15 protein-coding genes are annotated in these 26,371 nt (G+C 68.0%); 5 read left to right on the top strand and 10 right to left on the bottom strand.

Going from position 1 to position 26,371, the window contains the following annotated elements; translation table 11 throughout:
• Window positions 1–165 precede the first annotated feature (165 nt).
• A complete protein-coding gene (locus ABD211_RS32025; RefSeq protein WP_344140111.1) occupies window positions 166–1,206 on the top strand; it encodes an IS630 family transposase in 1,041 nt (346 codons plus the stop codon).
• 177 nt (window positions 1,207–1,383) lie between these two features.
• Here the strand turns inward: ABD211_RS32025 and ABD211_RS32020 are convergent, their stop codons facing one another.
• The 4 genes from ABD211_RS32020 to ABD211_RS32005 form a co-directional block, all read right to left on the bottom strand.
• The gene (locus tag ABD211_RS32020) at window positions 1,384–4,725 is read right to left on the bottom strand and encodes a Swt1 family HEPN domain-containing protein (RefSeq protein WP_344140109.1); all 3,342 of its coding nucleotides are present in this window, start codon (window positions 4,723–4,725) and stop codon (window positions 1,384–1,386) included.
• Window positions 4,725–7,532: a DUF1156 domain-containing protein gene (locus ABD211_RS32015; RefSeq protein ID WP_344140107.1), complete on the bottom strand. Its 2,808-nt coding sequence runs from the start codon at window positions 7,530–7,532 to the stop codon at window positions 4,725–4,727. The genes ABD211_RS32020 and ABD211_RS32015 overlap by 1 nt, the downstream gene beginning before the upstream one ends.
• Window positions 7,533–7,623: 91 nt before the next feature.
• Entirely contained in the window at window positions 7,624–11,019 is a 3,396-nt protein-coding gene (locus ABD211_RS32010) for a helicase-related protein (RefSeq protein WP_344140105.1), read from the bottom strand.
• 260 nt (window positions 11,020–11,279) lie between these two features.
• A complete protein-coding gene (locus tag ABD211_RS32005; protein ID WP_344140103.1) occupies window positions 11,280–12,536 on the bottom strand; it encodes an MBL fold metallo-hydrolase in 1,257 nt (418 codons plus the stop codon).
• A 290-nt stretch (window positions 12,537–12,826) separates the two neighbouring features.
• On the opposite strand from ABD211_RS32005, the gene ABD211_RS32000 reads away from it, so the two are divergent.
• From ABD211_RS32000 to ABD211_RS31990, 3 genes are read left to right on the top strand one after another with little or no spacing between them, the layout of a single operon-like run.
• Window positions 12,827–15,826 carry a PD-(D/E)XK nuclease family protein gene (locus ABD211_RS32000; RefSeq protein WP_344140101.1) on the top strand — a complete coding sequence of 1,000 codons (3,000 nt, stop codon included), beginning with the start codon at window positions 12,827–12,829 and terminating at the stop codon, window positions 15,824–15,826.
• Window positions 15,819–19,178 (top strand): UvrD-helicase domain-containing protein, encoded by a 3,360-nt coding sequence (locus ABD211_RS31995; protein WP_344140099.1) that lies wholly within the window; start codon window positions 15,819–15,821, stop codon window positions 19,176–19,178. Before ABD211_RS32000 ends, ABD211_RS31995 begins: the two co-directional genes overlap by 8 nt.
• On the top strand, window positions 19,175–20,431 hold the full coding sequence (locus ABD211_RS31990) for a hypothetical protein (RefSeq protein WP_344140097.1): 1,257 nt from the start codon (window positions 19,175–19,177) through the stop codon (window positions 20,429–20,431). Before ABD211_RS31995 ends, ABD211_RS31990 begins: the two co-directional genes overlap by 4 nt.
• A 38-nt stretch (window positions 20,432–20,469) precedes the next feature.
• Here the strand turns inward: ABD211_RS31990 and ABD211_RS31985 are convergent, their stop codons facing one another.
• Window positions 20,470–20,643 (bottom strand): hypothetical protein, encoded by a 174-nt coding sequence (locus ABD211_RS31985; protein ID WP_344140095.1) that lies wholly within the window; start codon window positions 20,641–20,643, stop codon window positions 20,470–20,472.
• A 248-nt stretch (window positions 20,644–20,891) separates the two neighbouring features.
• Here ABD211_RS31985 and ABD211_RS31980 point away from each other — a divergent pair, with 248 nt between their 5' ends.
• Window positions 20,892–22,184 carry a GNAT family N-acetyltransferase gene (locus ABD211_RS31980; protein ID WP_344140094.1) on the top strand — a complete coding sequence of 431 codons (1,293 nt, stop codon included), beginning with the start codon at window positions 20,892–20,894 and terminating at the stop codon, window positions 22,182–22,184.
• Here ABD211_RS31980 and ABD211_RS31975 read toward each other — a convergent pair.
• The 5 genes from ABD211_RS31975 to ABD211_RS31955 all read right to left on the bottom strand — a co-directional run.
• The gene (locus ABD211_RS31975) at window positions 22,165–23,244 is read right to left on the bottom strand and encodes a site-specific integrase (protein ID WP_344140092.1); all 1,080 of its coding nucleotides are present in this window, start codon (window positions 23,242–23,244) and stop codon (window positions 22,165–22,167) included. The genes ABD211_RS31980 and ABD211_RS31975 overlap by 20 nt on opposite strands.
• Entirely contained in the window at window positions 23,241–23,585 is a 345-nt protein-coding gene (locus ABD211_RS31970; protein WP_344140090.1) for an AbrB/MazE/SpoVT family DNA-binding domain-containing protein, read from the bottom strand. The genes ABD211_RS31975 and ABD211_RS31970 overlap by 4 nt, the downstream gene beginning before the upstream one ends.
• 367 nt (window positions 23,586–23,952) lie before the next feature.
• Window positions 23,953–24,180: a hypothetical protein gene (locus tag ABD211_RS31965; RefSeq protein ID WP_344140087.1), complete on the bottom strand. Its 228-nt coding sequence runs from the start codon at window positions 24,178–24,180 to the stop codon at window positions 23,953–23,955.
• Window positions 24,177–25,349, bottom strand: a complete 1,173-nt coding sequence (locus ABD211_RS31960) for a hypothetical protein (protein WP_344140085.1) — start codon at window positions 25,347–25,349, stop codon at window positions 24,177–24,179. Before ABD211_RS31960 ends, ABD211_RS31965 begins: the two co-directional genes overlap by 4 nt.
• Window positions 25,327–26,371, bottom strand: a 1,045-nt coding sequence (locus tag ABD211_RS31955; RefSeq protein WP_344140083.1) for a helix-turn-helix transcriptional regulator, incomplete at its 5' end; no start/stop codon positions are given. The genes ABD211_RS31955 and ABD211_RS31960, both read right to left, overlap by 23 nt.

The raw sequence follows: 26,371 nt of genomic DNA, 5'->3' as shown, positions 1-26,371 counted from the left end.
CGCACCGCCAAAAGCTCAAGTTATTCCTCGGCAGTTCCTAAGCAGGCTGCCTGAAGTTATGTCCGTAACTCGCCCGCGTTGATGCAGGTGCGTACATGAAGACCTCGTCGGGGTTTGGATTCGGTTACCACACAGAGTCCAGACCACGACGAGGTCGTCGCCAGTATGCGCCCCACGCACGTGTACGCCAACGTCTCCGATGAGCAGTACCACCTGCTGCTCGCCTCGTTGCACCAGCAGTGGCGGGTCGCGACCCGTACCGTGATGGTGCTGCTGTCCGCGCAGGGGATGACGCCGGCCGATATCGGTGACCTGCTGCACTACCACCCGAAGACGGTCCGCCGGTGGATCATCCGCCACGGTGGCGAAGGCATCGGCGGACTGCCCGACCGGCCACGCCCTGGGCGTCCCCGGATCGGCTCACCACATCTGGGTCAACGCATCACCGCACTCCTGGCCTCGCCGAAGGCATGGACGACCGCCCGGATCTGGCGGGCACTCGGGCGACCGAAGATCAGCCTGCGGACCTGCTACCGGCGCATCCGGGAACAAGCCCGCTGGTGCCGGCCACGCCTGATCGCGAAAGGCGAACCCGACCGCGACCAGATCTGCGCCGACATCCGCGCCCGCATCAGCGCGTTACCGGCCGGGTCGGTCGTGCTGGCCGAGGATGAAACCCACCTCGACCTGCTCGCCCGGGTCCGGGCCACCTGGATGCCCTACGGCGTCCGGCACCGGATCATGACGCCGGGCACCAACCGTCGCCGCACCGTGTTCGGCGCGGTCAACCTGGTCACCGGCATGGTGCACCACCACATCGCGGTCAAGGGCGTATCAGTGGTGTTCTGCTACTTCCTCGACATGCTCCTGCAGGCCTACCCCGACGCACCGGTCGTGGCGGTGGTCTGTGACAACGGCTCCGTGCACCACAGCAAGATCACCCGCCGTTGGCTGGCCGCCCACCCCCGGCTACACCTGTTGCACGGAGCCCGATACAGCCCTCAGGACAATCCCACCGAACGAGTATGGGCCGCGATGAAGGCATGGATCGCGAACACCGCGCCAGCCACCATCGCCGACCGAGTCCGGCAAACCCACGAGCTCTTCCGCCACCACACCCCCGCCCAGATGCTCACCACCACCGCGCCCTGGACCTCACCCTGGCTCCCCGACGGTTACGGACAAGACTTCAGGCAGGCCGCTTAGGCGAGATGGACCCGGACGCGCTACCGACCAACTTCAAGACGCTATAGCGAATCGGAGCACCGCCCAGGCCGGTGCCTCACTGACGGCTACCAGGGCAAGCTCACTGTAGGCGCGAGTCGCCTGAAGTGGGGTCACGTAATTGCTGTGAGCGCCCACAGTGCGGCCGCTGGCCGGCGTTCATGCTTCCTCGAACGAGGATTGTTCGAATTTGAGGGTTGTTGCGTTTTCGGAGATGGTGCGTACCCGGTTCGGGTCGAATCCGGTGGGTGTGGTGGCTTCGATCTCGATCCGGACGGCGAGGTGGACGTCCGAGACAGCGGCCAGGTGGGCAATGATCTCGTCGGCGATCTTCTTGAAGTCGGTGCCGTACCGGTCGGCGCTGAGCTGTTTGGTGGCGAAGTAGCGGGTCTTGTCATTGGTGCGTGCGGGTGGCCCGCTGGATGGGGGCGTTGGTCCGGGCGGGTGACCCGCAGGTGGGAGCGTCGTGCCGTGCTCCGGCACCTCACTGACGACTTCCTGGTCGTGCTGCCGTTGGGCGATGTCAGGCTGTACGACGAGGGTGGAGTCGGTGATGGCTGTGCCGACGTGGTCGTTGGGGAGCAGCAGCCCGCGGTAGCGGTGGGACGTTTCGTCGTAGCCGTCGGCGAGGGCGAACCCGTCGGAGTGCCATACGAGAACGGCGGCGGTGAGGCCGGCGTTGAGGACGACCCGGTCGCGCAGGCGCGGCATGTAGGGGTAGGACGCGTACACCTTCCACAGGTCGCCGACCTGGACATGTCCGTTGGCCCACATGGTCGGGACCACATGGTCGAGGGCGTAGCGGATGGTGGCGGGAGCTTGTTGGGTGGTGAGCGCACCGTCGTTGCCGAGCCGCTGGCTGACCCGGTCGGCGAGCGCTGCCGCCTGCCCTTCGGCCTTGACGGCACGGATGGTGAACGGCTGATCAGGCTTGGGCTGCTCCGGGACAAGCGCCCAGTGGTAGGTACCGAGCAGACGGCTACCAACGGTCTGGTCGGCTTGGCGGCGTTTCTCGGCGGCCTGGTTTTTCTGGTTCTGGGTCAGGTCGAGTTCGTCCTGCTTGTCGATCACGTCGGACCAGCCGAGGTACTCGCGAACGGCCGTGTCGAGTTCGGCCATGCGGTCGGCGTCGGCGGCGAGGTAGACGACCATGTTGCGGTAGGTGCGGTTGGCGGTGCCGCGGTGTTCGGTCGCGGTGTGCGCGAAGGTCATGGCGGTGTTGGATTGGTCTTTGCGCTGGTAGGTGGCCTTCGGGTGCAGGATGATCAGTCGGGCTTCGTCGGTGTCGGGGATGTCGGCAGTGTCGTCGGGGCAGACGTGGACACCGGCGAACGATCCGCGGGTCTTGGCTTGTCCTTTGAGCCGCTCGACGATCTCGGCCCAGACGTCTTCGGGGTGTAGCCGCTCGGCCTGGTCCTTGGCCCGCCGGGAGATGTTGGCCTGCAGGTCGTACCAGTACTTGCCGGCACCGGTGTAGAAGTAGGTGGTCTTGTCGGCAAGTTGGGTAAGCGAGGCGTGGAAGTTGCCGGGCACGTCGCCGGGGACAGCCACGCCGAGGAACAGCCGCTGTGCTTCGATTCCTTTGTGGGCGGTGCCGATAGTTGGGGCGGCGCCGAAGAACACGGTGCGGGCCAGACGTCGAGTCAGCGACCGTTGCCCGAACACCGGCCGCGCGTTGTCGATCTTTACGGGTTCGGAGTTGGGGCCGTCGACGTCGGCGTCGATGATGGCTTTCCAACTGTCCTGCAGGTACTGGGTGAGTTCGCTGTTGACGGTGGCGGACGCCAGGGGAATGGACCCGGGCATGATCAGCGGTGCGGTGTCCTCACCGACCCACAGGGCGTGGATGACGGTGTTCATCAGCCGTAGCACGCCGCGGGTTCGTTGGAAGCGTTCAAGGCTGGACCAGTCCTCGTAGAGGCGGTCGAACAGCTCGGGATGGACCGGGTAGGTGTGGCGGATGCGGGTCTCGTAGTCGTTGTCGCGGGCCTCGCGGGGAAAGTCATCGGGGTGTTTGCGGTAAAACTCGATGAACGCGCGGGCGGTAGCACCGATCCCGGCGAGGGCTTCGGCGTCGGGGGTGACGAACAGGCGGCGGCGCACAATGTGGTACGCCTCGTCAGATGAGGCCGGGTGCCACTGGTGGGCCACCCGGCGGACCACGTTCTGCAGACGTTGCAATGCTTTGAGGCCGTACTCGCCGCCGACCTCCTCGGCCACACCGGCCACCGGCGTCTGATCCGGGTTGTGTGAGGCTGGGATTGAGATAGCCAGCAGGACGCCACTGGTGCCCTTGGCGACCTCGGTGAGTGCCTGCGCGAACGTGAACTGGGTGTCGAACGTGCCGCCGGCGTGGGTGTCCTTGTCGTAGAGCTGGCGCGCGTAGGCGACCCACTCGTCGATGAGGATCACCGCCGGCGCGTACGCGGCCAGGAGGTCATGTAGGGCTCCGCCGGGTGCGGTGGCGCGGGCGTCGCTGTCGGCGACCATCGCGTACGCGGTTTTGCCACCCAACTGCCAGGCGAGTTCGCCCCAGAGCGTGTTTACGCGGGTGCCGTCGGGTTTAGTTTCGCCCGACGGGGCGAAATGGTTTCCCACCAGTGCCACCCGGTGTACCGGCCCGCGAATGTTGTCGTAGCCGCACCGGCCGAGCAACTCCTGGAGCTCCTGCGGGAAGTCACCGCGTGGGCGCCCACTCGCGAGGTGCCACAGCGACAGCATCGAGTGGGTCTTGCCGCCACCGAAGTTGGTCTGCAGGTTGATCACCGGTGACGCGTTGTCATCCCCGGCCAGCCGTCGTACCGCTCGATCGATGAGATCCTGCAGACCCTCCGTGACGTACGTACGGACGAAGAACCGGACAGCATCGGTGTAGTCGGTGCTGGCTGCGCCCTCGGCTACCTTGTACAGGTCGGCGGCGAACTCAGCGGCCTGGAAGTTGCCCGTAGCCACATCCTCGTGCGGCTGCAATACCTCCCGCCAAGGCTTGAGACCAGCCGAGGCCGGAACCGCCGCCGCCGACCGCAGGGTGCGGCGGTCGTCCTTGTCCGCGGTCACCCGACGCAGGTTCAGCCGCACCTTCGCTACCTGGTCAGCGGCGAGGGCGTTGCCGATCGCGGTCAGCAACCGCTCGGCGGTGTCGAGGATGCGGTAGGCGTCGTCGTCGGTGAACGACTTCATGTGCGCCCACCGGTCCCGGGCGTCGCGCAACTCCTGGGCGTAGCTTTCGTGGACCCGGCTTAGCTGCCCCCGAAACGGCTGCCAGCCCGGTTTGATCTGGCCGGTGATGTTCTCTGTCAGCATCCGTAGCTGCACCTGAACATCACGCGTGTCGTAGTCCTTGCCCCCGATGCCCTTGATCTCGTCGCGCCCCTTCACCAGGGTCGACCACGGCACGCCCGTCGGCAGATCGGACGCCACCATCGCGGCGATGAATGAGTCCAGAGCCGGTGACAGGAGATCAAACATTTGCCCGATGCGGTCCCGGTTGGAGGTCGCCATCACTCCTCCTCGTCAAGGTCCAGCAGCGGCTGTTTAACCGCAACGGCTCTACCCTGCGAAGCGTCGACAATGTCGGCCCATGACGTCGCTAACGTGTTGAACGACACCGCGTCGGACACCCACCGGTTGCCATCCGCGACACGGAACAGCAGGAACGCCAGCTCTTTGACAAGATCCGGATCGATGACACCGTCGGGTCGTGACCGAGCGCGAGCCAGCAACGCACCTGCAGCCGCGATCCCCTCAGACTCAAGAACCCTTATCAGGTGATGGGTAACCTCCCACCCGCTGATCCGATCATCCGACAGTGGGTCATACACCTCAGGGAGATCCTTTGACCGCAGCAGAGTGACCTTGCCTGCATGGCTGGTGAGGATGCCGGCCCTGCTGATGGCGTCGACCGCCGTGTCGCGCGATCGGGCAAGGCTATCGGCGTCGCCGAACTTGCCCGTGGCGTAGCCGTGCTGACGGAACCACGAGATCGCGAACCGGGTCGTGCTGTCGAAGTCGCCTTCCTGCTCATTCAGTACCTGGTCAAGTACTTCGTTGATCCGCGCCAACGCTGAGCCAACCGACATCTGGGAACCGTCGGCCTCAAGCACCGACGCGTACCGAGAGAACACCGCCATGCCGGGTCCGATGGTTGCCTGCGGCAGATCAACCGGCGCGATCAGTCCATGCTGAAGATCGCGCAGTGCTTGGGGAAGCTCAGCTTGCAGCGTGGCGATAAACCCCCGACGATCCGTGCTCGGGGCATCGTCCGCACGTGGTCTGAGGACCAGGACGATCGACGACGCAAGAGCGTTTGTGCCCTGTGACAGCATTCGGTTTCCGAGTTCACTGCGCATCGGCCATGTTGCGGTGATCATCCAGCGTGATTGGATCATGCCATCGAGTAGCGTCGTCCAACCAGCGGAAGCGACGGCGTCGTCACCGCTGCCCTCGGACTGTTTGTAGGCGTAGTACACCGTGATCGGAAGATCGGGCCACGCCGAACGCCGAGCCTGTTCGAACACCGCACGGAACCCTTGTTCAAAGAACTGGCGCGCAGACTCCTTGCCACCGTGGCGATACGGGTTGGCGACCAACTCCTGCGCCTTTGGCACGAGAAGCGTGCCGAGCAGTTTCGGGTGCACCGGCTGAAGTGTGCGCCGCAACCAGACATAGAAGAAGTCCGAGAGGTCCGAATATCCGATGTTATCGTAGTACGGCGGGTCGGTGCTGATAAGAAGGCCGCGAAACTCGTCCACCATTGCGTCTTCTTGCGTGGCGAATGCCGCCGCACCTTTCGGCGTCAGATCGAGCACCTTCGCCACCCAGTTCAGTTGGCCCGCAAAGCCTCCCGATGACTGCGAGAACGGCATGGCCTCCGCCAGGTCCCACGTCATGGGGATCGCTTGACGCCCGAACACGTTCCGTACAGTGTCGCGGGTGGTATCCCAACTGCAGATCGACGACCAACGGTCGGCACTGCGGGAGACTGTGATGCCGAGGTAGGTGGCGATGGCGTCCGCGTAGGCGTCGGCGTCTGCGCCGCCGGATTCGAGGCGTTCGCCGTGCGGCTTGCCGGCGTGAAGTGCGTCTTTGAGTGCTCGTTCGCGCGCCTCGCCGACGAGATCGCTGAAGGTCGTCAGTGCCACCAACTGCCGGTTAGTGAACAGGTCCGCAAAGTTCGTGAGTCCGTACATGGGAGGTGAGAACCATCGCGGATTGTCCGCCACTTCCCCTTCGATGGAGCATGTTGGAGCAACGACATCTGCACACGAGCGGTGCACCTCGTCAGGGGGCAGATAAACCCTTCGTCCCCTGCCTTCAGCCACGATGGACAGGATGGCGGCACTGTGCTTCTTCGATGCGAATTCGCCACGAACGTATGGCATTGGAGCCACCGAGCCGCAGCTAACGCATACCGCTCCCCTACGCCCTGACATAGTGCCGTCCGGTACTTCTCGGGTGGGGTCATGGCCGATGGTGTAGGTGACGCGTTTGCCGCTGGGGTGGTTTGGGTCAGTGGTGATGGTGGGGAGGACGTAAGCTTCCTTGCCCTTCTTCTTGCTCAGCCACCACTTTGATGTCAGGGGCATCTCGATGCCGCAGGCGGGGTTGGGGCAGGTGACGGTGCGGGCCCAGATCCAGGCGATGACCGTCGCTTTGGTCCCGTCGGGCAGGGTTGTTTTGGGGTAGTGGTGGCCGATGCGATGTTCGGCTTCGTCGCGCATCCATTCGCCGTATGCCCGGACGTCGGCGGCGAGCCCTTCGGCGCCCGACCAGCCGAGTCGCGTTCCGGCCAGGTCGGGAAAGACCGGCGGCTGGTCGCGGAACTTGGGTGGGATCTCGATGAGGGCCTTACAGATGAGCACGGCGACTGGGTTGAGGTCGGATGCGTGTGCTTCTAGGCCGAGCCGTTGGGCTTCGAGGGGGATGCTGCCGCCACCGGCGAACGGGTCGAGGATCGGTGGCGGGTTGCCGTCGCACGAGTTGACGATTTCCGCGCGTGCCTCGGCGAGCAGTCGTTCGTCGCTGATGTTCTCCCACACGACGAGGCGTTTGATTATGTCATGCAGCCGGTCGCGTTCTGCCTGTTGGGCATCGGCGGTGGGGAATCGGTCGGGCCGGCCGGAGGGGTCGTCAACGAGTTGCGCGAAAAGGACCGCGCGGGCGGTTGAGAGTGGCTTGCGCGACCACCAGAGATGAAGAGTAGAGGGATGGCCGTGGCGGATGGATTTCTCGCGGGCCGATTCACGGTTGATGGCCTCGAGTGGGAGTGCCACTTCGATCAGTTTTGGTCGATGGGCAGGCGTGTCCATGGTCGACCTCCGGTGCCGCCGCCCCCGTGGACGGTCGTGGTCGCTCGTTAGGGACAGCGTGGCGCATTGCCGCAGGTGACGGGCATGTTTGTCAGAACGGTGGTCGTCCGGACGCCCAGTTCCTGCCCCACTCTGCCCGGATGCCCGTTGTGGGAAAGCCGCCGATCTCGACGTTCTGGAACGGGTCGTTGAGGTAACGGACCTGGTCGTGTTGGGGACCACGGGGGTCGACGCGGACCATGGCCAGTCGATAGTGCGGGGCGGCGTTGCGGCCGAGGACGATCTCGTTATGGGTGACGAAGAAGTCGTCGGCTCCGTCGATGCGGGCTTTGACCTCGATGCGGATGGGTGGGCGATCGGAGGTTTCGGACAGGATGTCGAATCCCGGGTTGTTGAAGGGCTGCTCGGTGGGGCGCCGGCCGAGTGTTCGTTCGGTGCTCATCACGAGGTCAACGCCGCGTCGTTCGACTTCTTTGGTTTCCCGTGCGTGGATGGGCGCGTCCTCAGGTAACTCGTCCTCGACGGATGACAGCGGAAGCACGAGGGCGGCGGTGAGGACGCGCGGTGGTCTTGGTGACAGGTGGGCTTGCCGGTCGAGTTCGTGGAGGCGCCGTTCGAGTCGGGTTTCGAGGTCGGCCGCTTTGCGGGTCAGGCTTTCCGCGCTCTCACGCGGCTTGGTGCCGCGTTGTGTTTGTTCGTCGGCTTGCAGTGCCTCACCGGCGAGCCGGTTGATTTCGTGGTTGAGGCGGGTGGTGACGTGGTCGCGGGTACGCCCAAGGTCGGCCAGTCTCCGTGGGCCGATCTCGGCGAGGTACGCGGGTAGTTGGGTGGAGACGACCCAGCTAGTGGCCCTGGCCTCCGCGTCGGCCAGCCAGGGCAGTGCCCGCGCGTTGTCGATCGCTGGCGTGGTTGGGGCGCTCACGCAGTCGAGGTAGGGCGCCGGGCCGGCTGGGGTGACCGTGCCGTCCGCTTCGACGTAGGCATACCCGAAGCGGCGGGCGATCGGCGCTTCGGTGGCGTCGATGATTTCCTCGATTACGCCTACGAGCAGAACCGGGCGATCCACGGTGGGTGACACCAGGACGGTGCCGCGGGCGAGTGCCTGGCCGCATTGGAGGATCGTCTGTTCAGCGACGGCGTCGTGCAGCGGGTGGCCGGGTGCGAGAAGGTCCGCACGTACATCGTCCGGGGGTTCGATGGCGGCCACGTCGAAGGTGACCCGTTCGTAGCGGGTCGGGATCGGGCCACGGCGGGTCGAGGCGCGGATTCCGGCGGGTACGTTGCTGATTTCGAACCGGCCCCGTTCGCGTTTGGCCATCCGGCCGCCGAGGCGGCTGAACCCGTTGCGGAATGCCCATTCGATGTAGTGCGGTTGCAGCCGCCGGGCGCGGGCGTCGTCCATTTGCCGGCGCAACTCGGCGATGTCTGCTTCGGCGAGAGCGTCGTGGGCGAGGGCGTGGTCGGCGAGCATTTCCTTGACGCCGTCGGCGACCTGGTCGTCGATGACGCGGTGCATGCGGGCCCGGATCTCTGGCTGTTCGCCGTAGCGGATGGCCTCGACGAGCAGCTGTCGTAGCGGTGTTTCGCTGAACGCGAGCCCGAGCACGTCGAAAACCTTCCCGCCGTACGCCTGCCTTTGTTCTTCGATTTTGTGGAGGAGGCGGGTGAAGACCTCGCCTTCGCGGGTGTTGCTGGCGACGAGGTTCCACAGGCGGCACACCTCGGTCTGGCCGATGCGGTGGATGCGCCCGAAACGCTGCTCGATGCGGTTGGGGTTCCAAGGCAGGTCGTAGTTCACCATCAGGTGGGCGACCTGCAGGTTGAGGCCTTCGCCGGCGGCGTCGGTGGCCAGCAGCACACGGCAGTCGGGGTTCTTGGTGAACTCCTCGGTGATCTGACGCCGCTGGATACGCTGCACACCACCGTGGATCGCTTCGACCGCCTGCGCCCGACCCAACACCAACCGGATCTTGTCGGTGAGGTACGTCAGCGTGTCACGGTGCTCGGTAAAGATGATGATTTTTCGAGGTGAGCCGGACGGTGACGACCCGAGGGCGTGCCCGTCGAGGATCTGGCGCAGTTCCACCCATTTGCGGTCCTCGCCGGTGTCCCGGACCCGTTTCGCGGTCGCGGTGAGGTCGGCCAGTTCGAGCAGTTCGGCGTCGAGTTCTGCCAGCGTCTGCGCAGCGGTCGCGGCGTCGACCAGCTCCTCTTCGACCTGCTCGATTTCCTCGACCGAGTACTCGTCTGGATCGTCGAGCGTTTCACCGTCACGCAGCAGCCCGGCGTCACCCGTTGGGCCGCCAGTCAGCAGCTCGTGGCGGCGGCGACGCAGCCGCTCCGAACGCCGTAGCAGCGACTGGTAGATGGCCTCTGGGCTCGACGCGAGCCGGCGCTGCAACACCGTGAGCGCGAAGCCCACCGTGTTGCGACGTTTTGCGTCGAGCCGTTCGGCCCGGTTCATGCCCTCGCGCACGTACTGGGTCACCAGGTCGTACAACTCGGACTCGGCCGCGGTCAACTCGTACGGCACGGTCTGCGCCACCCGTTCGGGGAACAGGGGCTTGCCCTCGAACGTCAACAGATCCTCTTTGATCATCCTGCGCATCACGCCGGTTGTGTCGTCACCGTGCACGCCACGACGGAACCGGCCAGCGAACCGGTCGGCGTCGAGCAGACTCAGGAACAGCTGGAAATCCTCATCCTTGCCCGAGTGTGGTGTCGCGGTCATCAACAGGAAATGGCGGGTGCGCGCACCTAACAGCTCGCCGAGCTGGAACCGTTTCGTCTTCTCCAGCTTCGCCCCGAAGTAGTGGGCACCCATCCGGTGGGCCTCATCGACGACAACGAGGTCCCAGTCGGTGTCCGACAACTGGTCGAGCAGGTCCGCGTTGCGGGCCAACTGGTCCATCCGGGCGATCAGCAGGGGGTGACCGTCGAACACGGACGCGGCGACCAAGCTGTCGACCAGGCCACTGGAGAGGATCTCGAAACGCAGCCCGAACTTAAAGTACAGCTCGTCCTGCCACTGTTCCACCAGGCCACCTGGGGCCACGACCAGGCAGCGGTGAACGTCCTCGCGCAGCAGGAGTTCCTTGATGTAGAGGCCAGCCATGATTGTCTTGCCGGCGCCGGGGTCGTCGGCGAGCAGGAACCGCAACGGGGTACGCGGTAGCAGTTCGCCATACACGGCACGAATCTGGTGCGGCAACGGCCGCACGTCGCTGGTCGTCACCGCGAGCATCGGATCGTAGATCCCCGCCAGCCGGATTCGCTGCGCCTCAGCTGCCAACTTGAAGTCAGCGGCGTCGGCATCAAACGGCCGAGCCGCCGTCGTCGCAAGCTGAAGCGACTCCTCTTCGCTGCGAAATATCAACCGGTCGCGCAACTGGCCGGAATCGGTGCGGTAGGTGACCTCGACCGCGTCGGAACCGTGCCAGTTCACCGCCACGATCATCACCGGCTCGCCCGGGACGATGCCCGTCACCCGAATCCGCGGAGCGAGATCCTCCAACCTCATAGTGGCCTCCAGTGCCAAGCACCAGCGCGCCCCGTCGTATGACCGCGCGTCCACCTGCCATCACATCGAAAGCGGCGCCGAAACGGACAAGATCAGAGAAAGTCGCGGCAGGAGGCTGACCAGCGCGTACCGTGTGCCGCCGACTGATTTGAAGGGGTCAGTTCAGCCACGCAGTCAGTTGGCAGAACGTTCATCGTCACCGGGTTCGTCGCCCGTCGGGCCGGCAGTCAGACCGTCCACCACGCTCCGTCGTCGTGGAGGGTGGCGGTGTAGCCGAGCACTTCGGCGTAGCGGTGCGGCGCGTCTGTGTGGATGGGCACCAGGGTCGCCGGTTGTACCGCGGCGATCAGCGCCTGCAGGTCGGCCGGGGCTGCGTGTCCCGAGGTGTGGTGGTGATGCATCGGCACGCCGTGTTCGGCCAGCAGGGCGGTGAACCGTTGCCCTGACGGCTCGACGAGGTAGCCGTCCCACATGGACCACACGACAACCCCGCCGTCGAGGAGCCCGGCCCGGATCATCGCGGGTACGTGCCACTGATAGGCCCCGCATAGCACCCAGCTGCCCGGGCTGGCGGCGAGGTCTTCGTCGAAGATCCGGTGCGCGCGGACGGCCTCCGTCCGGTGGAACTCGCCGGACTCTTTCACGCGTACCCGTTGGCGGACCGGCATGTACACGCGTACCCGTGGCCAGTCGGGGGCGGGTCGGGGGATGGTGTCGCGGCCGGTGGCCACCGCTACCTCTGCGCCGTAGAGGTCGATGGCCGTGTCGCGGTCCGCGCGGAGGGCGGCCCGGTAGACGGTGACCATGCGGTCGATGTTCTGTGGCGAGCTGAGGACCACGACCAGGCCGTTGGCGTTGCGCAGCGTGGCCGCGAGGTCGGTCTCGACAGCCGATTCGCTGGTCAGGCTTTCGCCAGGGCTGTGCTCGTCGCGCAGGTTGGTGCCTTCAAGCAGCATGGCGTGCACATCCTGCGGTGGTGACTCCAACAGGCGCCGCCAACTGCCGGGCTTGCGGCCGTGCGCCCGCAGGTCCCCAGAGTAGAACAGCCGCCGCCCATCGGCTTCCACGAGCAGGGAGTACGCGTCGAACGCGGAGTGGTCGACCAGGTACGGGGTGATGGTGAATGGTCCGATGGTCACCGTCTGCTGGTCGTGGAGATGGCCTTGCTCGCGTAGGTCGATGCCGGTTCCCCAGAACTCGGCGGCGCGCAGGATGTCGGCGGCGGCCTTGCCGATCCATACCGGCACGCCGTCGGGTAGTTGGGGGACCAGTCCCCAGTGGTCCTGATGACCGTGGGTGATGATCACCGCGCGGGGGAGTGGGCCGGGCTCGCCCAGACCGACGGCCGGTGGCAGCGGGACCTGCTCGTCGGGGGTCGCCCACAACGGCCGCCCCAGGTCGAGCAGGATCGACTCGCCGGCCGCCTGTAGTTCCACGCAACTGCCGCCGATCTCGCGGGCTCCGCGATGGATCCGTACCCGCATGGTTTCCTCCACCGCTTAGCGTGCCCGCCCGATGGGCCTGGCACCCCATATTCGGGAATTCGCGGGCGGGCACGAGGTCGGACGATTGGCCGCGGACCGTGGTCGTTGCGGCGTATCGTCAAGATCGGTGTAGGTCTGCCGCTGGTTGGGGTTCATCTGTACGACCGACCGTAGGGCTGGCGATGAATAGACCGGCGCTGGCAGTGGTGTGGACACGGTACGGCCAGGAGGCCTACGGGGCGCTCCGGTCGACCGTGACAGCTCTCAAGCATGACGATCCGCTCAACCCCGTGACGGTCCTGGTTCCGTCCCACCTGTGCGGTGTTGCGGTGCGGCGCGCGCTCGCACGGGGCCTGGACGGCCGGTCCGGGGTCGCCGGGCTGTCGGTGCTCACCGTGGATCGACTCGCGGAGCGGCTGGCCGCCCCGGCGTTGGTCGGCAGTGGCCGCCGGCCGGTGACCGACGGCGTTCTTACGGCGGCCTGGCGGCGCGTCCTTGCCGAGCGGCCGGGGGTGTTCGCCCCGGTTGCCGCGCACCCGGCCACGGTGCGGGCTCTGGTCGCCGCGCACCGGGAGCTCCGCGAGGTCGACGACGCGGGCCTGGCGGCCATTGTCGACAGCGGTGACCCGGTGGCGAGCGAGGTGGGGCTACTCCATCAGCGGGTGGTGAACCTGCTCGCCGATGACTGGTACGACGTGACCAGCCTGCGGGAGACCGCCGCCATCGCGCTACAGACCAATCCGGCGTACGGCGCTGAGATAGGCGCGGTGATTATGTTCCTGCCGCAGGACATCGCACCGGGCCCCTTTGTCGGCCAGCTCGTCGTGAACACGGACCTCACCGTGATCGCTGCCCTTGCCGGACACGAGCGCGCCGACGCGGCCGTGCACCGCACGATCCGACGCGTGTCGACTGACGATGCACCGTCGATAGCGCAGCCGACCGCCGTGCGGATAGCGCACGCGTCCGACGCGGACGACGAGGTCCGCTGCGCGGTGCGGGAACTGACCGCGACATTGCGCGACATCCCGGCACACCGCGTCGCGGTCCTGTATGGAGCGGCTGACCCGTACGCCCGGATTCTGGCCGAGCACATCGACGCGGCCGGGATTGTCTGGAACGGTGCCGGGGTGCGGCCGACCCTCGAACGGACGCTGCCCCGCGCGATGCTGGACCTGTTGGCGTTGCCGGATCACCGGTGGCGCCGTGACGAGGTGCTGTCGTTGGTGTCGGCGGCGCCGGTACGCAACGCCGACGGTGATCGGGTACCGGCCGCCCGGTGGGACCGGATCTCGCGGGCGGCGGGAGTGGTGGCCGGCGACGAGTGGGACACCAGGTTGAAGTCCTACGCGGCGCACCTGCACGCGTCCGCCGACGCGGAGCGCGCCGCCGACGAACCCCGGCAGTGGCTCATCGACCGCCGGGAACGCGACGCGACCACGGCCATGGAGCTGCACGCGTTCGTCGGTGACCTGCGACGTCGCTCCCATCACGGGGCGAGCCTGCACACGTGGCCGGACCTGTCGCGGTGGGCGGTCGAGACCTTCGCCGCGCTGGTGGGTGACCTTGACGGCGAGGCGTGGCTGCCCGAGGACGAGGCCCGCGCCGCCGACCGGATCGCCCGTACGCTGCAGGGTCTGGCCAGCCTGGACAGCATCGAGGAGTACGCCGACCTGACCGCGCTGCGCCTGACCCTCGACCTGGAACTCGCCGACGACCTGCCCCGGTACGGCCGCGCCGGTACGGGAGTGCTGCTGGCCCCGCTGGCCGCCGCCGTGGGCCTGGACGTTGACGCGGTCATCGTGGTGGGCGTGGCCGAGGACCTGGTGCCCGGCCGGATCCGCGCGGACGCGCTGCTGCCCGACCGGGTGCGGGCGCTGGCCGGCGGCCAGTTGCCGCTGTCCCGGGACCGGGTCGACCGCGTCCACCGGCACCTACTCGCGGCGCTGGCCGCCGCACCTGACTGTCTCGTCTCGTTCCCGCGCGGTGACCTGCGCCAGAGCGCCCCGCGACTGCCGTCCCGTTGGCTGCTGCCGAGCCTGCGCGCGCTGGCCGGCGACGACCAGGTGCAGGCGACCGGCTGGGCCGACGTGCCCGGCCTGGCCGAGTCACGGTCCTTCACCGCCAGCCTGACCAGCGCCGACGTCCTTGCCACGGAACAGGAGTGGCGGACCCGCGCATGCCTGTCCGCCGGCGCGGTCGTGGACGCGCTCCCCGACGATGAGGTGGTAGCCGCGGCGATCGCCATGCGCCGCGGGCACGCCGCGGGCCGGTTGACCCGCTTCGACGGCGACCTCGCCGGCCTTGATCTGCCCGACCCGTCACAGGGCCGGATCGTGTCGGCGACCTCGTTGGAGCGGTGGGCGACCTGCCCGCACGCCTACTTCGTCGGGTCGATGCTGCGCGTCGAGCCGATCGACTCGCCCGAGGAACTGCTGCAGATCTCGGCCCGCGACGTCGGCAGCCTCATCCACGAGACCCTGGACCGGTTCGTCCGCGAGCAGTTCGACGCCGGCACCGTGCCCGCCGGCCCCACCCCCTGGAACGCCGACCAACGCGCGCGCCTACGCCAGATCGCGGCCGACGTCGCCGAGGACTTCGTGGCGCACGGCACCACCGGGCATCCGCTGCTGTGGCGCCAGGAGAAGGCACGCATCCTGGCCGACCTCGACACGCTTCTCGACGACGACGACCGGGTGCGGGCGGAGACCGGCCGGCGTCAGGTGCGCTCCGAGCTGATGTTCGGCCTGCGCGGCGAGCAGCCGCTCGACGTGGCGCTCGCTGACGGGCGCGTGATCCGCTTCCGGGGCAGCGCCGACCGGGTCGACCGCGTCGGCGACGGCCTCGTGATCGTCGACTACAAGACCGGCCGGGCCCGGGACCTGACGAAACTCAGCGAGACCAACCCCACCCTGGGCGGCACGAAACTGCAACTGCCGGTGTACGCGTACGCCGCCCGGGCCGCGCTCGACGTGCCGGCCGGGCCGGTTAGCGCCGAGTACTGGTTCCTCGGCAAGGACCGCCGGCGCGTCAACCTCCCGCTGACCCCGGACGTGCAGCGGGAGTACACCCGGGTTCTCACGATCATCGTGGACGGCATGTCGGCGGGGCTGTTCCCACACCGACCGCCACCCGAGGACAGCTTCGGCGGCTTCATCACGTGCCGCTACTGCGAACCGGACGGCCTCGGCGTCGGCGAGCACCGCGAACGGTGGACCCGCAAGCGGCACGACCCCCGCCTGGCCGACTACGTACGCCTGACGGAACCGTCGGCGGCCGACGATGGGTGAGCTACGCGACGCGTCGGCCCGCGACCGGATCGCGCGGGCGTTGGACGCCACGCTCTTCGTCGACGCGGGCGCCGGTTCGGGCAAGACCCACGCGTTGGTGGGCCGTGTCGTCAACACCGTCCTGGAAGGGTCACCACCGGTACCGTTACGGCACATCGCCGCGGTCACGTTCACCGAGAAGGCCGCCGCCGAGCTGCGTGACCGGCTGCGGGCACGGTTCGAACGCGAGACGTCCGCGGCGGATCCGCAACGGGCGGCGCGGGCGGCGCGGGCCCTCGAAGATCTGGATAGCGCGGCGATCGGGACCCTGCACTCGTTCGCCCAGCGCGTCCTCATCGAGCACCCCATCCAGGTGGGCCTGCCGCCGCTCATCGACGTGCTCGACGAGGTCGCCTCCGGCGTCGCCTTCGACGAGCGGTGGACCGCGCTGCGCGCCGAACTGCTCGACGATCCGGACCTGGCGCACGCGCTGCCGCTGGCGTTCGCCGCCGGCGTCCGCCTGCCGGACCTGCGGGCCATGTACCGCGCGTTCGGCGACAACTGGGACCTGCTGGCCGCACGGGTGCTGGCCACACCGGCCGCGCCGATCCCGCCGGTGTCGGCGGCACCGTTCGTCGCCCGCGCTCAGGCCTTGGCCGCGCACGTCACCCAGTGCCGGGACGACACCGACAAGTTCCTGCCCCACCTGACGGCGCTCGCCACCTGGGTCGACCGGCTCAACCAGGCTACCGACGACGCGGCGCGGCTGGCCGTCCTCACCGAGGCGAGCCAGCTCAAGTGGAGCTACGGGCAGAAGGGCAACTGGACCTGTGACCTGCCGACGCTCAAGGAGGAGTGCAAGACCTTCGTGGCGGACGTGACCGACCTGCGCCGCCGGGTCTGCGACGCGGCACTGCGGCTGCTGGCCCACCGGATCGCCCGCGCCACGCTCGACGCCGCGGCCGCCCGTCGCGACGAGGGCCGGCTGGAGTTCCACGACCTGCTCGTGCTGGCCCGCGACCTGCTGCGCCACCCCACGTACGGGCCGGCGGTGCGGGCCGGGCTGCGCGAACAGTACCGGCTGCTGCTGCTCGACGAGTTCCAGGACACCGATCCCATCCAGGTCGAACTGGCCGTCCGCATCGCCGGCGGCGCGGGCGCCTTCGCCGACGACTGGACCGACGTGCCCGTACCCGAGGGTTCGTTGTTCGTGGTCGGTGACCCGAAGCAGTCGATCTACCGGTTCCGCCGCGCGGACATCGCCACCTACCTGCGCGCCCAGGAGGTGTTCGGCGACCGGGTCGTACTGAACACGAACTTCCGCACCGGCGCGCCGATCGTCGAGTGGATCAATCACACGTTCGGTCGGCTCATCGTCGCCACGCCCGGCTCCCAGCCTGAGTACCAACCGCTCAACCCGTACCGGCCCGGGCCGCCCGAAGGGCCGACGGTGCTGACACTGGGTCGCGAACACGAGGACGGTCCCGACGCGGACCAGGTCCGCGGTCTGGAGGCGGCCGACGTCGCCGCCGCCGTGACCGCGATGCTGGCGCGGCGGTGGCAGGTCGACGACGGGCAGGGCGGCTGGCGCGACGTGCGGTTGGCCGACATCGCGGTGTTGGTGCCCGCCCGCACCAGCGTGCCCTACCTGGAGGAGGCGTTCGACGCGGCCGGCATCGGCTACCACGCCGAGGCCAGCTCGCTGGTCTACCGCACCCGGGAGATCCGCGACCTGCTCCTCGCGGCTCGCGCGGCCGACGACCCGTCCGACCAACTCGCGCTGGTCAGCGCCCTGCGCAGCACACTGTTCGGCTGCGGCGACGACGAACTGTGGACGTGGCATCAGGGCGGCGGCCGGTGGAACATCCTCGCCCCCCGACCGGACGACATCGACGCGACGCATCCGGTGGCGCGGGCCGTCGCGTACCTACTTCAACTGCACCGCGACCGCACCTGGTTGTCGCCCAGCGAGGTCCTGGGACGCATCGTCGCCGACCGGCGCATGTTCGAGGTCGGCACGGACTCGCCCCGCCCCCGCGACGTGTGGCGGCGGCTGCGGTTCGTCATCGACCAGGCACGGGCCTGGTCGCAGACCGCCCACGGCGGACTGCGCGGCTACCTGTCCTGGGCGACGCGACAGGCCGCCGACGGCGCCCGCGTCGCCGAAGCCGTCCTCCCCGAAACCGACACCGACACCCTGCGGATCCTCACCATCCACGCCGCCAAGGGCCTGGAGTTCCCGGTCGTCATCGTCTCCGGCATGACCAGCCGCCCCGGCCGTGGCGGCTACGGCGGACTTGAGGTGCTGTGGCCCCGCGACGGCGGGTGCGAATTCAAACTGCGAAAGGACCTCCAAACCCGCGAGTACGACCTGGCGAAGCCCTTGGACGAGCAGATGGACCACCACGAGCGGCTGCGACTGCTCTACGTCGCCTGCACCCGCGCCCGCGACCACCTGGTCGTCTCCCTGCACCGGGCGGCCCGCAAATCCCGCGAACAGCCTGAGGAACAGCAGTTGACGAACGCGGAACTCCTCGCACACGGCGGCGACGGCGCACCACACGCGGTCGAATTCGGCGCACCACCAGCGGCCCTGCCGCTGTCCGCCACCGCGTCGTCGGTGCCCGCGCCGCCGCCGTTCGGCCAGTGGCGGACCAGGGCGTCGACGGTGCGCGAACTCGCCGCCCGGTCGGTCGCGGTGAGCGCCTCCCAGCTGGAGGGCGTACTCGCTCGTACGCCGGTGGTCCGGCCCGCGGAACTGGACCGGCTGGGTGAGCCCGTCGACCCCGGCCTGGCGAAGGACGCCCGGGACCTGGAACTGGCGCCGTGGCACAAGGGCCGGTACGGCACCGCGATCGGCCGGGCCGTGCACGGCGTCCTGCAGACCGTCGACCTCGCCACAGGTAAGGGCCTGCCTGAGGCGGTCGCGGCGCAGACCCTCGCCGAGGGCGTCACCCAGTTCTCGGCCGAGGTCACCGCCCTGGCCCGGGCGGCCCTGGCGTCCGATGTCGTACGCCGGGCCGCGGCCCGACCCCACTGGCGCGAGACCTACGTCGGCGCGGCCGTCGGCGACCGGATCCTCGAAGGCGTCATCGACCTGCTCTACCGCGACGATGACGGGCTCGTCGTCGTCGACTACAAGACCGACGCCGTACCCGTCGCCGCGCTCGACGCCCGCGTCGACTTCTACCGCCCGCAGTTGGCCGCCTACGCCGCCGCGCTGACCGCATCCGTCGGCGGACCCGTACCCCGGTGCGTGCTGCTCTTCCTGACCCCGGACGGCGCGGTGGCCCGGCAGGTCGACGGCGTCGAGCCGGTCACCGGCCAGATCCGCGACCTCGTCAACGTCCCGCTCCGCGCCGTGCCGACATGAAATCCCAACGGTTCGTGGTCGAGGGCCGCGACGTGTACGTCACGTGGGGCGACAAGTCGCAGACCGTGCGGATCTGCACGCCGGCCAACGTCCGGGGGACCTGGGAGCACGAATTCCGGCTCGACATCGGCGATCCGGTCACGCCCGAACGCGTGGGGTCGTTCGTGACCGTACGGGACCTGATCGACTGGTTGATCGCCACGGGCGCCCGGCGGGAACAGTCAACGAAGCGGGCACCGTCGAGACCATTGGTGTCCGTCGTCGTGCCGACGCGCCATCCTGGCGCCGACGGCGGCCTCAACGCCGTGTACCTCCCGTTCACCGACGACCAGATCCGCCAGCACTTCTGCACGGTCAAGGGCACGGACCTCGACGAGGACCGGCACCTGCGGTACTACCTCGACTCGCTCGCCCGGCTCGCCGCCCACGCCGACCTGGTGCGCTCCGGCAAGCGGCTCAGCGACAAGGATGTACGCCACGGCCGTCAGGTCGAGAAGGATGAACGCTTCTGGATCATGTGCGCGCTGATGACGCTCTACCACGCCCAACCCGTCGACGAACGGGCCCACCGGTTCGGTGGCCTGCTGGCCCGCGCTGGAGTCGCGGCGCCGGCACACCCCACCTGGGAGCAGGCCCTGGCCGGACCGATGCACCTGTACTTCGAGGTGAACCTGCCCTCCCCGCCGTCGTACAAGGCATGGCTCCGCAACCATCTCGACGAGCGGGTGCTCATCCCGTACCTGCGCGAGGCCGCCGTGGCCGCACGGTTCCGCGTCGAAGGCGCCACCAAGGTCGACGCACTGCTGATCGCGCCCGACACGGGCGTCGCGGTGGCCTTCGAAGCGAAGGTCCTATCAGACGCCAGCACGTCCACCCTGTTCGACGTGCTACGCAACCAGATAGCCCGCAACATCGACGTCCTGCTGGAGCCGAACAGGACCCTGCTGAGCCCGCTGAACCAACGGCGACCGGACCGCAGCTGCCTGGTCCTGCTGACACCAGGCGTGTTCCGTGACGCCAGCACAGAGGACGTCCACGGCGGCCGCCTCTACAGCTGGCTCATGCGCGCGTACCGCGACCCGGACGATCCGCTGCTGCGACGGCACCTCGCCCACCGCGACCCGGCGGAACTGGCCGGCGTCGCCCAACGCCTCGGCTGGGCAACATGGGAAGACTGCAATGCCATCGTGCCCACCGCCTGCCCCTGGCTAGGTCATGTGGCACCAGGTGAAGCCAACGTCGACGGTCGATAGGGCCAACCTTACTCATCAGATAGAGCGGGGTGCTTCCGTCACAGAGGATCGATGGGACTGTAGGCCAGCCTGGTATCAACGATCTCCTCCACCGTCGCGTCGCGCAGCTCGGGCGGCGGGTCGAACATGAGGCCGCTCGCATCCGGCATCCCGAGCAGATCGCCGCCGACGTGGGATTCCGCGCCTCTGAGCACGCCCGCGTCCAGGTGCATCTGCCGCTACCGAATCCGGAGGCGTTCTGGGCGTGGTATCAATCCCACGGAGTCCACGCCCTCTGGCTGGCCCTACCCGAGGCGGCGCGGGAAGCCTTTCGCCATGAGCTCTTTGACGGGCTCTCCCAGATGCAGTCCGCCGACGGCATCGTGCTCGACCATGCTGCCCGGTCCATCCGCGCCCGGCGTCCGTGACGGTGAACGAAATCGGTTGAGCTTGCGCTCCTGGGCAGGTCAGGCTGGTTGGCATGGATCGTGATCCCGTCGCCGACGCCCGTGACCTTGTTCGTGAGCGGTTTCCGGCCGCCCGATGGGCGGTCGTGACCGGCAGCGTCGTGACCGTGCGCCGCACGGCCGGGTCCGATCTGGATGTCGTGGTCCTGATGCCCGACGGGGATGAGCGGGTTCCGTTCCGGCAGTCGCTGTTCTGGCAGGGCTGGCCGGTGGAACTGTTCGTGCACGACCAGGCGAGCGTGGAGGTGTACCTCGCGAAGAGCATGGCCGGTCGGCAACCCACCCTGCAGAGGATGATCGCCGAGGGCGCCCCGGTCACCGGTGCCGGTCCGGACCTCGATGACCTACGGGTCCGCTGCGAGCAAGTTCTCGTCGCCGGTCCGCCGCCGGTGCAGGAGGATGAGTTGCGGCGTGCCCGATACGGATTGACCGATCTGCTCGACGATCTGACCCACAGCGTCGACCCAGGCGAGACCGTTGCGATCACCACAGCGGCGTGGTTGGCGGCGGCGACGTTGGCGTGCGACGTGGCCAGCCATTGGCGTGGGGGCGGCAAGTGGATCGTGCGGGAGCTGCGGGACCTCGATCCCGCATTCGCGCACCGGTGGCTCAGCGCGCACGGCGACGCCCGCGCGGTCGCCGCGGTCGCCAGCGAGGTCCTCGCCAGCGCCGGCGGCCCGCTGTTCGACGGGTACCACGTGGCCGGCGAGCGCCCACCGCCCGTCACGGAGGTGGCAGCTACGCCGATCATGGCAGTAGACACCTGCGGCCACGCGCCGGCCTCGGCGCCGCCACCGTCAGCGGTGGTGCGCCCGGAACGGCCGCAGGACTGCGCCGCGGTAGCCGCAGCGCACGTCGCGGCCTGGCAGGCTGGCTACGCGCACATCCTGCCCCGCGACCTCCTCAACGGTCTCGACGCCGACACCTGGGCGCAACGGCGCCGTGAACGCCTCGACCAGCCCGCGGCCGACGAGGTCACCCTCGTCGCCGAGACAGCTGGCCACCTGGTCGGTCACGTCACCTTCGGCCGCTACCGCACCCCACCCGACCAGGACGTGGGCGAGATCTGGGCCTGCTACGTCCACCCCGACCACTGGGGCACCGGCGCGGGCAGCAGCTTGCTGACCGCGGCATTGGCCGTATTGCCGCAGCCACAGGTCAGAGTGTGGGTGCTGCGGGATAATCACCGCGCCCGCCGGTTCTACCAGCGGCACGGCTTTCATCCCGACGGAACCGTCGGCGACTACCGGACGAGTGGATCCGACACCCCCTACCCCGAGGTACGCCTCACACTCCACCGACCCTGATAGGGATCGCCTCGCTGTCGTGGCCGGCGAGTGGATGCGGTTCGCCAGTGAGCACACTGACGGCTGTGGCAATTTCGCTGATGTCAGCCTTGATGTAGGTCCCGGTCGCACCGATCTCGCTGCCCGTTGCGGTATGGCCGGCGTATGCACGGGCGATGGCGTAGCCGAAGGTCCGTTCTACCCATGTGATGATCGTGTGGCGCAGCCAGTGCGCACTGATGCCGTGGGTAGCGGCCCATGGCAGATGCTCACCGACGCGCGTCCACAGGTAGTCGTAGCGTCTGTGGGTGATCGGTCGACCGTTGCGGTACCGGAACAGCGGGCCCGTACCCTGGACAATGCCGTCGCCCCGGTGCTCCCAATGGTCGGCGAGGTGGCGCATCAGCGTGGGTGACACCGGCTGCCACCGTTCGGTTCCGCCTTTCTCGCGCAGCCGTACGAGACACTGCAGCTCGTCCAAGTCCGTCCGGCCAAGGTTCAACGCGCCGCCGCGCCGGCACGCCGTCTCCGTGTGGAACCGCAGCAGCAGCAAGTCCAGCTGCGGGTCATTGCCGGTCGTCGCGGCGACCTGATTGATCTCCGCGAGACGCGCGTTCGGCAATGCCCAGCGTGTACTCGCCTGCCGTCGCGGTTTGGCGACCTTGGCGGCTGGGTTGTCCGCTGCGGCGACGTGCCCGTTGGTTACGGCGCGCTGGTAGAGGCAACGCATCGCGGCGATGTAGTTCTCTTCCGCGCTACTGCCGCCGCGTCCGTTACGCCGGACGACCCGGTCGGCCCGGATCTGTTTGCCCAGCTGCTCGATCTCCAACGGGGTCGGATCATTGAGCCGTCGCGTTCCCCACTGTTGCACTACGCGGTTCCAGTACGAGCCGTACGCCCGGCGGGTGCCGTCGGGAACAGCGTCGCGGACCTGTGGCACGAACTCGGCGAACGTGGGCGTCGGCGGCCGGCTGGCGGCTGCCGCGGCGATGAGGTCGGCGGGGGAGACGCCGAGCTTGGCCAGCAGGACCAGGGCCGCATCGATCTCGGGCCGGCCCGAAGTCGGCGTCTCGGCGCTCATAGCGTGTCGCCGAACACCTCGGCGTAGTAGCAATTGATCATCACTTCGAGGCTAGCCACGGGAGGCAGGACCAACCGCGCCCGTGACGGGTCGGCGACCCTGAGGACTCGGGTTCCCGCATCCAAGCGGCACCGGCGCCGCACCGGCAAGGGCAGTTGCAGGCGACCCAGCGCGGACACGGCAGCCTGGCCGTCAACGTCAGCGATGGCCACGACGAGTCCGCACTGTTCCCGCATCGCGATCCGCGTTTCAGCCATCCAGCCCAGGGCGTCGAGGACAACACGAGCGGAGACGCGCCCGCGGACGTCCGCGGTCGCGATCGCGATCGCGATCGCATACACCGACGACCGTTCGCGCCGCGCAGCCAACTGGGGGACCGGTACCCGCCGATGCGACCCGGCGCCCCCGGATCCGTTGACGGGGAGCCGTCCGCGTGACAAGCCAACCTTGGGTGGAACGACGGGCGCCACGACGAAACTCGTCACGACGACCAGTCCGTACAGGAGGCACGCGCACCGGTCGGTTGCATCAGAGTGGCCATGCCGCCCGTTCTACTGGACCGGGCAAGCGGGTGTATCCGGATCGCGCCATTGCATCCTTACGGTGGAACGGCGTTCGTGGCGGCAGCGGGGCGTACGCTCGGCTGGCGCCAACCTGGGCGACGCGATCGAGCGCCTGCTCGCCACACGAGCTGGCGCTTTGGGCCAGCTACGTCGACGAGGCGAACGGATCCGCCTGCTGGTCCGTGTGCTGGCCCGGTTCACGGCAGACCTTGCCGCGGACTGGATACCCGCAACGCCCCACATGGATCTTCGGCTGCTGGTGCTCAACTCCGAGCATCCCGCCGATGGAGGCGTCGAAGGCGTCCTGGCCGCCGGCGGTGTCGGCGGCGCGTCGCAGGTGGTCGGTGTCGAGCCACCGCTCTACGCAGCTCATCGCTGATCTCCGCCAGTGCCACCGACCCGAGGACCCGTGGGCCACAAGGCGGCGAGTTCCGCCGGGGTGAGCGGGTCGCGATAGGCGGCGTGCAAGATGTCGCGGCCGAGGACGGGCTCATCGTCGGCCAATCGGACAAACCAGTCGATCCCGGCAGGATATGCCCATAGGTACGAGCGCAGTTGCGGGTTGACTCCGCGGTCGCTGAGCGCGTCAGCGATCTGCGCATCGTCCCAGAACGGCACCCGGTCCCTGGCGTGGGCGGCGCAAGCGGAGGCCGATGCGCCGGCGTTGATGGCGAGGTGTAGCTCCGCCCGAACGAGCTGAAGATAGTGGGCGACCCGCACTCGTGCTGCAAGCTCTCTATCGTCGGGCACGACGAACAGCGGCAGCGCCTGAGCGAGTCCTTCAAAGAGAACCTGTTGTGGGGCGTGGACCGACAGCAGCCGTACCCACGGGACGTCGTCCTGACTGGCCCGCGCGTACATGCTTGCCCCTTGTAGGGCATGCCCGAGGACCTCGTGAAAGGCGAACTGGCGGGCCACGACCTCAGTGAATCGGGCGTGCCGCAGGTTGAGCCTTAGGCGTGCGTTGCTGCCCGCGCCGTCGAGCCAGTAGGCCCAGTACGCGTCGACGTTCACTGTCTCGATAGCCAGGTCGAACGGAGCCGTCGTGCCTACGACTTCGCGCACGGCTGGTTCGTACTGGTTGGTGGCCCGGCGGATGGCTGTGGCGGCATCGTCGACGGTGAGAGGGCCTTCGAGTTTCTCCCAACGTTCGGAGGTCGACGCGTCCCACGGAATATCAAACGCGCTCAGCTCATCGCGGGCCAGCGCGCCGACAGCCGTCACATAGTCGGGAGACCATCCTGCGGCCGCACAGCCCTGGGTCTGGGCGATATAGGTAGGTAGTGGGTCGCGTTCACCCATCAGCGCCCGCAGGTAGGCGAGGTCCGCGTTCAGCCGGCTGATGATGTAGCGATTCCCCACTGGGTCCGTGGAGTCGAGCAGGCCGCCCAGGCGCTCGTAGACCTCAAGTCGGCTACCTGCGGGCTCTGCCTCGTCGTCAGTGGGGCAGAAGTCGTAGTCGATGATCGGTGTCGCGCCGCGCTGGCGTTCGTGCGCGTCCCAACTTCGAAGCACGCGTTCAATCTCGTCCCGCAGGTTCACGATCGGGTTCCCATCTGAGCGTCACGGCCTGGTTGGGGCGCAGGTGGTCGCGGGTGAGCGTGACCACGAGGTCGGAGCCTTCGTAGTCCCACCGTAGCTGCTCGGCTGCTGAGTTCTCCGATCCATCTGGGTGCTCCTCGACGGCGGTGCAGTCGCGTAGTCGCCCTGCGCCCTTGTGACGAACCAGGATTGTCAGGCGGCGGACGTACCGGGGAGTGGCCTGCCGCCAGTAGAACTCGTCAACGAACCGTCCGCCCGTCACTGTGTATTGCACTGTCGCTGGGGCGCCAGGTTGGAGAGCCGGCGACAGTTGGCAGGCAAATTTGACGAGCGTCGGTGTGTCGTGCAGGCGCTTTATGACCATTCTTGTGTCGCCGACCGTGACGGGCTCAATCATGATTGGCGGCTCGGCGTGCTTGAACCACACCTCTCGCGCCAGCCTCGTTACCGGACGAGCGCCGATGTTAACCACAGTATGCCGGTACACGAGCGAAGCGCGACCGTCTCCTCCGATGTCGATACTGAGGTCGAGGTCCAGCTCGATTACGTTGTCTGCCGAGCGAGCGATTGATCGTGCCTCGTCAAGAGCGACATCGGTCACCTTCATGATCAACGCCAGCTTGTCGCCAAACTCGCGGGCGACCCGGTCCGTCCCCGGCAGTCCTGCCGTGCCGTCAAGTGTTCCGGCGGAGGACGTGACGGTATTCCGGCTCAGCGGGGCGTTGCCTTCCGTTGCCACGCGTGTGGCTTGAACTTCTGGTTGGTCAACGGCTTCGCCGCCCGCATCCTCACCGGCTCTCCGATCGGACATGGTTATGACGTCGAGCAGGATGTCGTGGAGTTCCTCGGGCGAGACCTTCAGCAATGCGGCAAGTCGCGGACGCTGCCATGGCTGCGGCTCGGACTCGGCGCGCTCCCACCGCACCACAGTCGTTCGGTCGACGCCAAGCTCCTCGGCAACCTTTTCCTGGGTGTAGCCGACTGTCTCGACTTTCGCACTTTTCGTGATCAAGTGGTGGGGT

It is taken from the genome of Luedemannella flava (assembly GCF_039528515.1).
GTDB lineage: Bacteria > Actinomycetota > Actinomycetes > Mycobacteriales > Micromonosporaceae > Luedemannella > Luedemannella flava.
Note: the sequence above shows the minus strand (reverse complement) of the source record. Positions and strands in the feature narration are given on the sequence as shown.